This window comes from Variovorax sp. V35 (assembly GCF_041154465.1).
Taxonomy (GTDB): Bacteria; Pseudomonadota; Gammaproteobacteria; order Burkholderiales; family Burkholderiaceae_C; genus Variovorax; species Variovorax boronicumulans.
Genome location: NZ_AP028666.1, coordinates 2,340,377 through 2,354,706 on the forward strand (window position 1 = coordinate 2,340,377; position 14,330 = coordinate 2,354,706).

The following is a 14,330-nucleotide window of genomic DNA, read 5'->3' on the forward strand; positions in this document are numbered from 1 at the left end:
GGGTTGCGCCGTGGCGCCACACAACGTGGCCGTACCGACGGAGTTCCGTAGTTCACAAACAGACACGATCTTTTTAGCCTCGTTGCCACGTGCTCGTGCGAGGGAAAAGGAGCGAGAAGACCGCGAGAAGGTCTTCGCGCAGCGACCGGTCGGGACAGCCCGTCGCCGGGCCCGGGTTTTCCGCATGGCCATCAAAAAGCACCCAGTGATCCGGTGGCAGGCCGGTCGTGGGCGGTGAACTGGCAAAAGCGTACGGCCGACCGGCAGGGACGGCATCCGCAAATCAAGTCTGACGAAGGCAACAATGAACAAGATCTACCGCGTGGTGTTCAACCAGGCCACCGGCCTGTGGCAGGTGGTGAGCGAATGCGCGCGTGCGCGCGGCAAGCGCCGCTCGCAACGCGATGCGGCAGGCACTCGCGCCGAGTCCGTGTGCGCGATGTCCCTGGCTGCGGCACTGATGGCGATGGGCGGCGCGACCGTCAGCGCGCAACCCATCGAAGCGCAGGGCGCGGTGTGGACCGGATCGAAGGGGGACGGGCCCACGACCCAGGTCCTGGCTCCGCCTGCATCGCCATGGGACCTGAGCGGCGGTGGGCTGTTTGTCGGCGTGGGCAATGCGCAGACGGGGCGCCTGTTCATTCGCGCGGGTGCGAAGGTGACGAGCGAAATCGCCCACGTGGGCTACGACGCGGGATCTACTGGCGTGGTCGAGGTCGGCGGCGCCGGCGCGCAGTGGGACACAGCCGTGGACCTGGTTGTCGGGCGCGAAGGCACCGGAACCGTGGACATCAGCAATGGCGCTGGCGTGACCAGCCTGGGCGGCCTGATCGGCCTGGGCAGTAGCGGCCATGGCACGGTCAACGTCACGGGCGATGGCTCCACGTGGACCACCACGGGGGGCACCGTCGTGGGAGGCGAGGGGAGCGGCACGCTCAACATCCGAAGTGGCGGCCATGTGTCGAGTCAGCAGGGCATCGTGGGCAACGCAAGCGGTGGCACCGGCTCGGCGACCGTCACCGGCGCGAAGTCCGTCTGGAACATCGACAACGCCATCAGTGTGGGCGATTGGGGCACCGGGACGCTGCGAGTCGAGGATGGTGCGGCCGTGTCCAGCGATGCGGCCTACCTGGGCTCGGTCGAACGAAGCTCGGGCACGGTGGTCGTCACGGACAAGGGCTCTACCTTCACCGCGAACACTGCGGTGGAGGTCGGCATCTACGGCACGGGCGAGCTGCGGATCGAGAACGGCGCCAAGGTGCTGAGTGGCGGTCCTGCCCTTGTGGGGTACGGGGCCGAAGGCGTCGGCACCGTGACGGCGATGGGTGCCGGCTCGACGTGGACGCATGGGGGCGAGCTCACGGTCGGTATCGAAGGCCAGGGAACGCTCGGCATCACGGGCGGAGCGAGCGTCTCCAACGCGGTCGGGAGCATCGGCAGCAATGCCGGAGGCAAAGGCACAGTCAACGTGGCGGGCGGGGGATCCACCTGGACCAACACCGGTGTGCTCTACGTGGGCGGTGAAGGCACGGGCACGCTTGACATCTCGGCGGGTGCGACGGTTTCCAGCGATGGCACGCAGGTCGGGCAGGCCGCGAACAGCAGCGGCACGGTGACGGTGCGCGGGCCAGGCTCCACGTGGGACATCCAGGGCATGCCCTACATCGGTGTTTCAGGCACGGGCACGGTCGAGGTCATCGAAGGCGCGTTGCTGCGCACCGAATGGGGCTATATCGGTCACAAGGCCGAAGGTGTGGGCACGGTCACCGTGAGGGGGCGGAACTCGGAATGGAGCAATGGCGGCTCCAACATCTACGTGGGCAACGCGGGCAAGGGCACGCTCAATGTTGAACAGGGGGGGCGCGTTCGGGTCGCCAATGTGAGCATCGCGGAACAGGCCAACAGCGTTGGCAATGTGCGCGTGCATGGCACCGATGCCGATGGCAACGCCTCGGAGCTGAGGCTCTACGATTTCTATGTCGGCAACTCCGGCAAGGGCACGCTGCGCATCGAAGGCGGCGGCAGCGTGCGCAGCAGCAACGGCACGGCGGGCGTAAACGCCGGCAGCGAAGGCCGGGTCACCGTGAGCGGGGCTGCGGCCAATGGACAAGTCTCCACCTGGACCACCGACAAGGGGTCGTCGCTGAGGATCGGCGACCGTGGCGTGGGGGATCTGCGCATCGAAGCGGGCGGCCAGGTCGCGAGTGATTCGGGCGTCGTGGGCCGTTCGAGCGGCGGCGTCGGCACCGTGACCGTGACGGGGGTGGGAAGCGGTGCGGCGGCGGGAACGCCTTCCGCATGGACCAGCACTGGCAAGCTGATGGTGGGGCAGGCCGGCCAGGGGACGTTGAACGTCGCGGCGGGCGGCAAGCTGAGCAGCGGCGGCGGCTCCATCGGGGAGGGCGCCACGGGCGTTGGCAGCGCGACGCTGGCCGGGAAGAACACCCTGTGGAGCAGCACCGGCGACTTCCACGTCGGCGAGAACGGACAGGGCACGCTGCGGGTGGAGAACGGGGCGGCGCTGTCCAGTGACTGGACGCGCCTGGGAGTCCAGTCCGCCAGTCAGGGGACGGCCACGGTCACGGGCGCCGGTTCATCCTGGACCAGCGCCAGTGACTTCACAGTCGGCGTGGCCGGCAAGGGCACGCTCGCCGTGCTCGACGGTGCGGCGTTGGCGGCCAACGGCTCCACCACGGCGATCGGTAGCAACCAGGGAGGCGAGGGCGTGGTTCGCGTGGCCGATGCGAAGCTGGACGCCCGGCTCCTGTATGTGGGGCAAGAGGGGACCGGCCGGCTGGACGTCGAGCACGGCGGCAAGGTCACAGCCACCATCCGTCTCGCCGCGGGGCTGAATGCGGGCTCGACCGGGGAGATTCGGGTGCAGGGTGCCGGGGCCGAGCTGGTCAGTGCAAACAACATCCTGGTCGGGTCTTCCGGCGCAGGCACGCTCATCGTCGATGCGGGTGGCACGGCCCATGCGACCTCGGAGGTGGGAATCGCCCAGGAAGCCGGCAGTGCGGGCACGGTGCACGTGCGCGGCGACGAAATCCAGGGCCGAGGCGTGCTCATCGCGGACCGGCTGGTTCGAGGCGCGGGCAGCGCCACGCTGGACCTGGACGGCGGCATCCTGCGTGCATCGGCCGATTCGACCGATTTCCTCTCGGGTTTTGACGATGTGGCCCTGGGCAGCCGGGGCGCGTACATCGACACCGCCGGCCACACGGTTGGCGTGGGTTCTGCGTTCTCGTCCCAGGCCGGCGACAGCAGCGGCCTGGTGAAGGAAGGGGCCGGCCTATTGGCGCTGCGCGGCGCGAGCACCTACGTGGGCGACACCACGATCAATGGCGGCACGCTGGGCCTGGCCGGTGGTGGCCAGCTCGCAGCCACCACCGATGTGAGACTGGCCAATGCCGGGACGCGCTTTGACATCGCAAGCGCCAATGGCAACCGCACCATCGGCGCCTTGCTCGGCGTCGCAGGCACCGAAGTCGTGCTGGGCGACAACACACTGAGCTTTGGCGATGCGGGCGACACGACGTTCGCAGGCGCCATCACCGGTCTGGGCGGCGTGGTCCGGCAGGGCAGCGGCTCGACCACGCTCACGGGCACGAACACCTACACCGGGGGGACCACGATCGACGGTGGCACGCTGCGCATCAACGGCTCGGTGGCGGGTGATGTACAGGTCAACAACGGCGGCACGCTCGCGGGTGCGGGCAGCACGCCGGGCACCGGGCACATCGGCGGCAACGTGACGGTGGGCAATGCCGATACCTCGGGCGCACGCGCCACGCTGTCGCCGGGCAACAGCCCGGGCACGCTCACCATCGGTGGCAGCCTCAGGCTCAACCCCAGCGCGACGACCGTGTTCGAGCTGGGCCAACCCGGGGTGGCCGGCGGTGCCAGCAACGACTTGCTCAACGTCGGTGGCAACCTCGCGCTGGGTGGCACCTTGCAGGCAGGCGTGGCCGCGGCAGGCTGGTATCGGCTCATCAACTACGCAGGCAGCCTGTCGGGCAGCTTTGCGCAGCAGCAGGTGAGCTCTTCGCAATCCGGCTTCAACATCGCCGCCTACAGCCTGGACACCGGCACCGCCGGCCAGGTCAACCTCGCAGTGCGGGGCGTGGGCCAGACCATCCAGTTCTGGAACGGCCCGAATCACACCGCCAACGGTACGGTGAGCGGCGGCCCGGGCATCTGGAGCGGCCTGGGCACCAACTGGGCCAACGCCACGCCGCAGGGCGGCCCGGACGGCAACAGCGCGGTGGGCTGGGGCGGCTCGGTCGGCGTGTTCGGGGGCACCGGCGGCAACGTCGCTGTTCAGGGGACACTGCTCTTCGACACCCTGCAGTTCAGTGCCAACGGCTATCACCTCCAGGCACCGGGGGGCAGTGGCTCCATGGCTATCAGTCCGGCCTCGGGCACGGCAGCAACGCTGCACACGGACGCCGGGGTCAGCGCCCGCATCAGTGCGCCCATCGTGGATGGCGCGACAGGCAACCGGCTGGTCTTGGGTGGCGCTGGCGTGCTGGCGCTGACGGGCGCCAGCACCTACACCGGCGGCACCACGCTCAACAGCGGCGCGCTGGAGGCCACAGGCAACGGTCTGGGCACGGGCACGCTCACCATCAACGGCGGCATCCTTGCGCGCACCGATGTGGGCAACCAGGTGCGGGTGAACGGGAGTTTCGGCGTGACCGGCAGCACCACGCTGTCAGGCCCCGTGGAGTTGGGCGCCGACACCCGGGTCACCGCCACGGCTGCGGCCGGGTCCACTTCGGCGACGGGCATGTTCGCTGGTCCCATCTCCGGCGCGGGCGGCCTGACCTTCGACAGTGATCTCTCAACCTCAACCCCCGGCTTGTTCTATCTCTTTGGCGCCAGCGACAACAGCTACACAGGCGTGACCACCGCACGCTCCAACGTGCGGCTGATCTTGGCGCGCCAGCCCGGGCACATCGCCGTGCCGGGCGATTTCACGATCGAGGGCACGGCCTCGGTGTCCGAGTCATATTCCGAACAGATCGCCGATTCCGCGCGGGTCACAGTCAACAGTCCCGGGGTGCTCGCGGCACCTGGTGAATTCGGCGGAACGACGCCCGTGCTGTTCGAAGGCCTGATGGTGCACCCCACGCTGGGCCTGGACGTCCTCACCGAAACCATCGGCTCGCTGCATGGCACGGGCACGGTCGGCCTTGGGTCGGGCACTTTGCGTGTCGGGTCGGGCGAGTTCGGCGGCCAGATCTCGAACGGTGGCTATGCCACGTGGTTTGCCACGGTCGGCGGTCCCGCCGCCAACGGCAAGCTGGTCAAGTACGGTCCGGGCACGCTCACACTGAGTGGGGACAACAGCTACACGGGCGGCACCACCATCGAAGGCGGCACGCTGCAGGTGGGCAATGGCGGCACCAGTGGCTCGCTCACGGGTGATGTGGCGAACAGCGGCATCCTCGCCTTCAACCGCAGCAACGCCAGCACCTTTGCCGGTGCGATCAGCGGCAGCGGCTCGGTGCAGCAATTGGGCGCTGGCCGCACAACCTTCACGGGCGCCCACACCTACACCGGCGGCACCACAGTGCAGGCGGGCACGCTGGCGCTGAGCGGCGCGGGCAGGCTCGCCGATGCCGGGACGCTGCGCCTGACGGGCAGCGGCGCGACGTTCGACCTCAGCGCTGCCGATGGTGACCGCCAGATTGGCGCACTCAGTGGCGTGGCAGGCAGCGTCGTGGCACTGGGCGCGCGCCGACTCACCGTCGACCAGAGTGGCGGCAGCAGCTTTGCAGGCAGCATCCACGGCAGCGGAGGGCTCACCAAGACCGGCGCCGGGACCTTGACCCTGGCGGGCGCCAGCGACTACAGCGGTGGCACGGCGCTCAAGCAAGGCCGCCTCAATCTCGGCCACAGCAGTGCGTTGGGCACGGGTGAACTTGCCATGGACGACGGCACCACGCTGGGCTTCAGCGCCGATGGCCTGACCCTCGCCAACGCGATCCGCATGACCGGCAACAACGACCCCGTCATCGACACCGGCAGCTTCAGCCAGACGATCTCGGGCGCCATCAGCGGCGGTGGCTTCCTGACCAAGGAGGGCACGGGCACGCTGACGCTCAGCGGCGCCAACACCTACACGGGCGCCACCGACGTGGCCCGGGGCACCCTGCGCGCGGGGGCGAGCCACACGCTCAGCGCGGCCTCGACGCACACTGTCGCCGACGGCGCCACGCTGGACCTCGCGGGCTTCAGCCAGCGCGTGGCGGGCCTGACCAACGCCGGGACCGTGAGCCTGCACGGCAGCACGCCTGGCACGGTGCTGACCGTCACTGGCCCTTGGGTCGGGCAGGGCGGCACGCTGGCCCTGGGCACGGTGCTGGGCGGCAATGGCAGCCCGAGCGACAAGGTGCTTCTCAGTGGCGCCAGCGCGGTGGCCAGCGGCACGACCAAGGTACGGATCTCCAACCTCGGCGGCCTGGGCGCACGGACCACAGGCAACGGCATCGAGGTGGTGGGCACCGAAGGTGGCGCGCGTATCGAGGGCCAGGCTTTCGCGCTGGCGGCTCCGGTGGCTGCCGGAGCCTACGAGTACCAGTTGAAGACCACGTCAAGCGGTGCCTACCTCAGCAACAGTCTTCCGGCTCCCGAACCAGTACCCCCTTCGACTGTGCCGACCGTGCCCACCTACCGCAGCGAAGTACCGCTGTACGCGGCCCTGCCCGAGCAGCTGCGCCAGGCCAATCTGGCCATGCTGGGCAGCATGCACCAGCGCATGGGCGACGACGGCGCGGGTAGTGTGCGCGGTGCCGATGCAGAACAGGGCCGGCGTCAGGCGTGGGGCCGCATCCTGACGGTGGACCGCGAAATCCAGCAGGGCGGCACGGTCAGCCCCTCCAGCAAAGGGCGTCTGACCGGCTTCCAGGCCGGCACTGACCTGTGGGCCGATCCGAACTGGCGCGCGGGCCTGTACGTGGGCCAGTTGGAGGGGGACATGCGAGTCAACGGCTTCGTGCGCGGCATTCCGGGCCTCGCGGTCGGGCGCAACGACCTGAGGAGCGAATACCTGGGTGGCTACCTCACTTACCGGACCGACAACGGTCTGTACGTGGACGGCGTGCTGCAGGCCGGCCGCCACCGCACCACGCTGGACACCCTGGAGCCATCGCTGGGCGGTGGAAGCAAGGGCAACAATCTGTTGGCTTCGATCGAAGTTGGCCAGTCCTTTGCGCTGGGCGCGGGCTGGTCGGTGGAGCCGCAACTCCAACTGGTGCACCAGCGCCTGAGCCTGAACAACAGCGCCATCGTGGGCTCGCAGGTGCAGCAGGACACGCCCGGGGGATGGGCCGTGCGCGCGGGCTTGCGTGTGAAGGGCGAGTTCGCGGTCAGCACCGGTACGTTGCAAGCCTATGCGAGGTTGAATATCTGGCACAGGGACAGCGGCACGGACCGCACGCGTTTCATCGGGCCGGCGGCTTTCGCGGACATCGTCACGCCCACGGGCGGCAGTAGCACCGAAGCCGCGGTGGGGGCCACCTGGCAGATCAGCCCGATGGTGGGGGTGTACGGCGAACTGGGTCAGATGTGGTCTTCGGACGGCAACGCCAGGGCCGAGGGCGGGCCCAATGCCAGCCTCGGAATGAAAGTTCGCTGGTAAGTCTGGAACGATTAAATGGATGAGCGCGGCCTTGCTCTACGCATGGCAAGGTGCTGAGCTCAATAGCGGGATTGAATGATCGCCGTCGGGCGAACTGAGGGCCGTGCGGGAATGACAGGTTGTGGCCATGTCCGACCTCACGGTTCGGTTGCTTGTGCTGCGGTATCGGGCCCCCCAAGAAGATGTTGGGAGCAATCGCTATTGACGTGCTGCCGTACACGTCACCAACAGTGCGGAGCCAACAAGGAGTTCTCTCTTCTCATGAAACAGCTTCGCCTTCTTTGGCGAGAAGACGTCGTCCACCACGAAGACGATGAGCACTTCGATTGCGGGATGTGGGTTCCCGCAACGCCCTGCGCCCAGAGAAAGGCCAAAATCATCTGCGAGGTTCAGAACGCGGTTTACGGCCCCGGCTCACATTGGATCGAGGAGCGAGAGCACGCCGATCAGTTTTTTGATGGTGTCGTCTTGCGAGGACACTGCGATCTGTGAGAGATGCCCTGTGAGTCGAGGGCGGCTTTGTGCCTCGGTGGCGTTCACTGAGCTATCGACAAGGTAATTAACAGTGTTGAACTGAAAGCTCTCCATTATAACTGTATATAACGCCAGGCTGTGTTTATGTCCTGCGCTACATATGGTGTTTAGACGCTCGACCAAACACCATATATAGTTGGATTTAGCACTCTATGCGGCTGAGTGCTAAATCTTGCAAGCGCCGCCACCACGAAGAAAGTCAAAAATGGCGGTCCTCGGCAGCCCAAGCTTCTACTCCCGGATTCCCGGCCCACGGGCCTCCTCTCGCTCTTCAGCCAGACTTTTCTACCTGGTTGATGCGATCGGGCGTCTTCATGAGCCGACTAGTACGCAGCTGGACGCGCTGGAGTCGTCGTACCGAAGCACCGGGGAATTTTTGGCCGAGTGCACAGAGTTCAGGGGCGAACTCCATGAAATCCACGCACATGGTTCGCGGCAACTCGGCACGCTCATCAGGCCCATGGACGAGTCCCGTGAGGGCTTCGACATTGATCTGATCGCCCGGCTTCGGAAAACGGCCATGCTCAAGTACGAAGGGCCTAACGGGCCGGTACGGCTGCTTGATGATTTGTTTGCTGCGTTGGGTCGGTATGCGACGGCACACGGCCTGCGAATACACCGTTGGGAGCGGTGCGTGACGCTGGAGTATGCCGGCGGCATGTTTGCCGACATAGCACCTGTCATCGACTCCCCGTCACTGTTCGGCATCTACGGTGACACGCTAGGCCGCATTCCGGATCGTCAGAAGCATCTCTACGACCTGACTAATCCGCGCGGGTACGCCAGAGGATTCGACAAGGCGGCGGCGATCTCGCCGACGTTCACGTCGACGCTCGATTTCGCCGAAGCCAGCATGGAGCGCCGGGCAGACGTGGCGCCCCTACCTGACTCCCAAGAAGTCTTTAACCGCCTGCTCTGTCGCCTGGTGCAATTGCTCAAACTCCACCGAAACGTGTCCTTTGGCTTGGCTGCTAGCGGCGCCAGCGATGTGGCTCCATCGTCTATCTTCATCACGACACTGGCCGCAGCTGCCTATACGGCCTTGGCACCGCGACCGCATGACAGTCCCCTGGATCTGCTGCTGGAAATCGTTGAGACCCTGCCGGACTATTTCGAACGCATGCCGCTACTGAATGGAGGCGAGCACTGGTCACTGTCCAATCCCTCGGCCCCTGGCGAGAACCTCGCCTCAGCCATGAACACCCCGGCGCGGCAGGCCGCCTTCAACTCGTGGCACTCACGCATGAAGGAGCAACTGACCGAGATCGTCGAAGCAATCGAAGCGCGTGCCGGCCTGGATGTCCTGCTGGTCAAGCTCGAGGCTGCATTTGGTAAGCGGGCTGCCCGAGCGATTCGCGACGAGGAGGCGCGTCAGCGGCAAAGCAGCATCAATATCGGCAAGGTCGCGTTGGTCTCGGCAGGGGCATCTGTTGCAACCACCGCACGCGCACATACCTTCTTCGGCGATTGATGCGCGTAGTCATACCAGCAGCAGTGCCCACGCTAGCCCAGCGCGCCCTCGAGCTTCGCGGGCTGGGGCTGCCCGGGTCTTCGGTGCGCCTGATGAGCGGAAGGGAGCTCCAGTTTCGCTTCTCCGTGACCCCAGGTCGGTTCGGGCGGGACTATGAGTGCCTACTGCGTGTGCGGCCAGACTCACGTACGCCTGACATGTTCGTCATAGCACCCAATCTCCGCAGTCTTGCTGGCAGCGACTCCATCCCGCACATTTATCGTCACGATGGCCCGGGGGTCTTGTTGTGCCTATGGTGGCCCAAGCGACGCGAGTGGGCGCCTCAGCTGAAGCTGACCGAGACCTTCATTCCTTGGACCGAGGAGTGGCTCTGGTACTTCGAAGACTGGTTGAGGACACGCAAATGGGCCGGCGGCGGCATGCATCCGGAGCCGTCGCGCAAGCGCCGGCTTTCGTGGCGGCCCCGTGTCCCGGCGACACCAGCACTAGGAGAGCGAATTGCCACGATCTATTGAAGAAGGGTTCGACGACTTCCTCGTCAAGCTGAAGGCAAAGGCCCCGGAGACCGATGCCGCAAAGCGGCACCGAGCCTCCATCGAGGCGTGCCTCATTAGTAACTTCGGGCTCCAGCGGTTCGTGCGCATGGGGTCGTTCGGCAACGGGACCAGCGTCTCTGGATTTAGCGATATCGACTACCTTGCATCGATCCCCACGGCCAAGTTGACGCAATCATCGACGTACTCGCTCTCCAAGATCCGCGATGCCCTTGATGCGAGGTTCCCGCGGACTGGCGTCAACGTGAACACGCCTGCGGTCGCAGTGCCGTTCGGAACCTACAGGTCGGAAACGACGGAGGTCGTTCCGGCCGACTATGTCGGAGAGACCAACGGGTACAAGGTCTACGAGATCGCCGATGGCGGCGGCGGCTGGATGCGCATCAGCCCTGATTCGCACAATGACTACGTCGCTCGTGTCGATCAGCGACTGGGCGGCCGCGTCAAGCCGTTGATCCGCTTTATCAAGGCCTGGAAGTTCTACCGCAAGGTCCCAATCTCGTCCTTCTACTTGGAGATGCGAGTTGCGAAGTATGCCGAGGGAGAGACGGCAATTGTCAGCGACATCGACGTGTCGCGCGTCCTGCGCAGCCTATGGGACCAGCAGTTGGCGAAGCTGCAGGACCCCACCGGCTTTTCTGGTTATGTCCCGGCCTGCAAGACTGACGTGCAACGCGAGGACGCGCTATCGAAGCTCAGTACGGCAGTCGTGCGGGCCCAAAAGGCGCGTCAGGCGTCCCGCGACGGCGACATCTCGACTGCGTTCTCTTGGTGGCGCCTTCTCTACGACGACGCCTTCCCAACCTACTATCGTTGACGGCGCCCAAGATGTCCAAATCAGACCCGATCCGTGCGAGCTACTACGACGCGGTTGAACGCGCCGACCAAGCCTCCGATGTGTTGTTCTACCTGTCAGCCATTCTGTCGATCGTTTCGCTGTTCGTCGAGAAGGCGACGCATCCGTTGGTGTACGACGTTGTCTTGACCGGCTTTGCACTTTCCGTCGTAGCGCTATTTATCATTGGCCTTGTGAGCCGCCTGTACTGGACGCCGCGCGCCGAAGACAAGCGTCGGCAGGACTTCTTCGCCAGCGCCTGTGGTGTGAGTCTCAGTCACCAGAAAACCGATGGCTATTACAACAACGATTTCACTAAGCCCATCGAGCGCATGGCGGCGCAGGTACTGGAGAATAGTCACTTCAGCAAGGCCATTGCCTTGCGGATGGCCCGCACGGAGCGCATCAAGGTGGTTGTCTATGTCGGCGTCTGGCTGATTTGCGTGCTCAATCGGCATGCAGATTTGGGCCTGGTCGTTGCAGCATCTCAAGCTGTCTTCAGCGAGCAGATCGTGTCGAAATACCTGAGGCTGGAATGGTTACGCATCCGCTTCGAGAAAACCTATGGTGAGGTCTATCGGATGTTCCAGTCCAAGCCAGCGACCCTGCGACTCAATGCGATGACGCTGGAATCGCTCGGCATGTATGAGACTGCGAAGGCCACCGCCGCGATCACGCTGTCGTCGAAGCTGTTCCACAGGCTAAATGACGAACTATCGGCGGAGTGGGAGCAGATCAAAGCCGACCTTCGTATCTAGCGGTACGTCAGGCCGGATTTGGCAACCGTTGCCAAGATTCCATTGCGCTGAAGCATTCGCTTCACCTGATCGACCGGAGTCACATGTTTCGGGCCCAATGTCACGCTCACGATCGCTGGGCCTGGCTGAGCATCCAACCGTAGCTCCCTGAAAGCCACGATCTTGTCGTCGACGGCGCGGTAACTGCAGGCGTCTTGCTCCTCGCTAGAGAGAAGCGCGAGCATCCGCCATTCACGCTCCTCATCGAATCCGTCATTTTTGAACGTGTAGATCTTTCGCGTCCATGGTCGAAGCTTATGGTTCAGCGCGGCCTTGAGTTTTTCGCTGATCGACACGTGGCCGTACTGCAGGTATCCCTGTGCTTCTTCTATTGCATTGACTAGCGTCCTGAACGTCGGCCCATATTCGTGCAACTGCTGTCCCTCGCCGTACTCGACTCGCTCCAGAGTGGCGAAGTGCGCATCTGCTTCATCTGCAACAGAAATGCGTTTAAGAAAGTCGGTCGAAAAGCCGATGGAAACCCCTCGGCTTTGAGTCGCATAACCTCGCCACTGGCTCAGGAGATCGTACGCAACCGGCAAACTCATCTTGTGTGAGTCTCTCGGGGGCCGGGCTTGGTGCCGATGAGGGGTACGTCACAAGGGTCCACCTCCTCACATCGCAGGCGAGCGACTTCAACTGCGGCCATCAATTCGCACGTCACTGCAGGGTTTGACTGCCCGCCCTTTGCAATTCGATTGATGTCTTGCAGGACGGCTTCAACAGCAGTCTCCCAAGCCGCCCAGGCCTGCTGAATCGGCTTGCTCGTCGTAACGGGGATCGTTGCCATGCAGCGATGGTGGCACTTCCTGGTCTCACGTTCTGTGCGCTACCCCACATAAGGACCGGACGCGCAGCCGCAGATCACCGTCGGCGAATGCAGTGAATCAACGCGCTGTTGCCGCAGGTCGCCAGTGATGTGGCAGGAGCTCGGCGATCTGACTATCGCGCTGCATCGGCAGTCGAGTCAGGACGTCCTTGAGATAGGCATAGGGGTCGTGTCCGCTGAGCTTGGCCGACTGGATCAAGCTCATGACTGCTGCGGCGCGTTGGCCGGCGCGCAGGCTCCCGGCGAACAGCCAGTTGCCTCTGCCCACGGCGATGGGCCGGATCTGGTTCTCTGCCCAGTTGTTGTCCGCAGGCAAGCTCCCGTCGTCCAGGTAGCGCGTCAGCGCAGCCCAGCGCTTCAGGCTGTAGTTCAGCGCTTTGGCTGTTCCTGAGCCTTCCGGAACCTTCTGCCGCTGGGCGATCATCCAGGCATGCAGCGCCTGCGCGATCGGTCGTCCCCGCGCTTGGCGGATCCGTCGCCGTTCATCAGCATGGAGGTCCCTCACCTCGCGCTCGATCTCGTAGAGCCGGGCGAAGTACTGGATGCCAGCCTCTGCGATCTGGCTCTTGTTGGCCGTGTGCAGCTCGACGAACTTGCGCCGGGCATGGGCCAGGCAGCCAGCTTCGACGACGCCCTCGGCCAGCAGGGTCTTGTAGCCCGAGTAGTCATCACACACGAGTGCACCGCGCCATTCGCCCAGGAAGTCCCGCGCATGCTGGCCAGCCCGACTGTCGGCGAAGTCGTAGACCACCGCCTTCATGCCTTCGAAGGCGCCTGGCGTGTAGGCCCACAGGTAGGCACGGTGCGTCTTGCCTGTCCCTGGCTTGAGCATGGCCACGGGGGTCTCGTCGGCGTGCAGCACGCGGTGGGTAAGGATGGCTTGCTTGAGCGCATCGACCAGCGGTTGCAGACGTACGCCACAGGCGCCGACCCACGCGCCGAGCGTCGAACGCGGGATGGCGAGGCCGGCGCGCCCGAAGATGGCTTCCTGCCGGTAAAGCGGAAGGTGGTCGGCGTACTTGGCCACCATCACCTGCGCCAGGAGGCCGGCCGTGGGGATGCCCTTGTCGATCACCTGGGCCGGCACCGGCGCCTGCATCAGCGTCTGGCACTTCGCGCAGGCCCACTTACCGCGGACATGCCGCTCAACGGTGAACACGCCGGGAACGTAGTCGAGCTTCTCGGCCACGTCTTCGCCGATGCGTTTGAGCTCGCAGCCGCACGCACAGGTGGTCGACGCGGGCTCGTGGCGGACATCGACGCGCGGCAGGTGGGCGGGCAGCGGCATGCGGCGCGGCTGCTGCTTGTCCTCCGGCTTGGCTGGTGGGGAGCGAAGCTGCTTCAGCTCTTCTTCGATGGCCGCCAGGTCAGCGTCAAGCGTCTCCTCCAGAAGACTGGCCTGCGCCGCATCGAGCTTCTCGCTGCTCTTGCCAAAGCGCAGACGCTTGTACTGTGCGAGCTCGTGGGTGAGTTGGTCGACCTTGGTGGACTTGAAGGCGATCTCGCGCGTGAGCGTCTCGATCGATTGGTCCTTGGCCTCGAGCTGGCGCTGTTGCTCGGCGAAGCCATCGATGAGCCGGAGGGTCACCTCGTACAGTTGCTCTGCACGCAGGCCCTTCAGTTGTTCGGCATCCACCATGAATACGTAGAGTGCCGCGCGATCGT

Annotated in this window: 7 protein-coding genes; 5 read left to right on the top strand and 2 right to left on the bottom strand. The window is 65.1% G+C overall.

What is annotated here, in order from left to right; all coding sequences use genetic code 11:
* The first annotated feature begins 304 nt into the window (after window positions 1-304).
* From ACAM42_RS10845 to ACAM42_RS10865, 5 genes are all read left to right on the top strand, one after another.
* Entirely contained in the window at window positions 305-7,645 is a 7,341-nt protein-coding gene (locus tag ACAM42_RS10845) for an autotransporter outer membrane beta-barrel domain-containing protein (RefSeq protein ID WP_369632002.1), read from the top strand.
* Between the two features lie 261 nt (window positions 7,646-7,906).
* Window positions 7,907-8,137, top strand: a complete 231-nt coding sequence (locus ACAM42_RS10850; RefSeq protein ID WP_095744396.1) for a hypothetical protein — start codon at window positions 7,907-7,909, stop codon at window positions 8,135-8,137.
* 247 nt (window positions 8,138-8,384) lie between these two features.
* Window positions 8,385-9,650 carry a nucleotidyltransferase gene (locus tag ACAM42_RS10855; RefSeq protein ID WP_369632003.1) on the top strand — a complete coding sequence of 422 codons (1,266 nt, stop codon included), beginning with the start codon at window positions 8,385-8,387 and terminating at the stop codon, window positions 9,648-9,650.
* A gap of 498 nt (window positions 9,651-10,148) precedes the next feature.
* The gene (locus tag ACAM42_RS10860) at window positions 10,149-11,021 is read left to right on the top strand and encodes a nucleotidyltransferase (RefSeq protein WP_369632004.1); all 873 of its coding nucleotides are present in this window, start codon (window positions 10,149-10,151) and stop codon (window positions 11,019-11,021) included.
* A gap of 11 nt (window positions 11,022-11,032) precedes the next feature.
* On the top strand, window positions 11,033-11,797 hold the full coding sequence (locus ACAM42_RS10865; protein WP_369632005.1) for a hypothetical protein: 765 nt from the start codon (window positions 11,033-11,035) through the stop codon (window positions 11,795-11,797).
* On the opposite strand, the gene ACAM42_RS10870 is transcribed toward ACAM42_RS10865, so the two are convergent.
* Window positions 11,794-12,384, bottom strand: a complete 591-nt coding sequence (locus ACAM42_RS10870; RefSeq protein ID WP_369632006.1) for a DUF2971 domain-containing protein — start codon at window positions 12,382-12,384, stop codon at window positions 11,794-11,796. The two genes, ACAM42_RS10865 and ACAM42_RS10870, sit on opposite strands and share 4 nt — an antisense overlap.
* A 339-nt stretch (window positions 12,385-12,723) precedes the next feature.
* Window positions 12,724-14,304: an IS66 family transposase gene (locus tag ACAM42_RS10875; protein ID WP_369629536.1), complete on the bottom strand. Its 1,581-nt coding sequence runs from the start codon at window positions 14,302-14,304 to the stop codon at window positions 12,724-12,726.
* Window positions 14,305-14,330 lie beyond the last annotated feature (26 nt).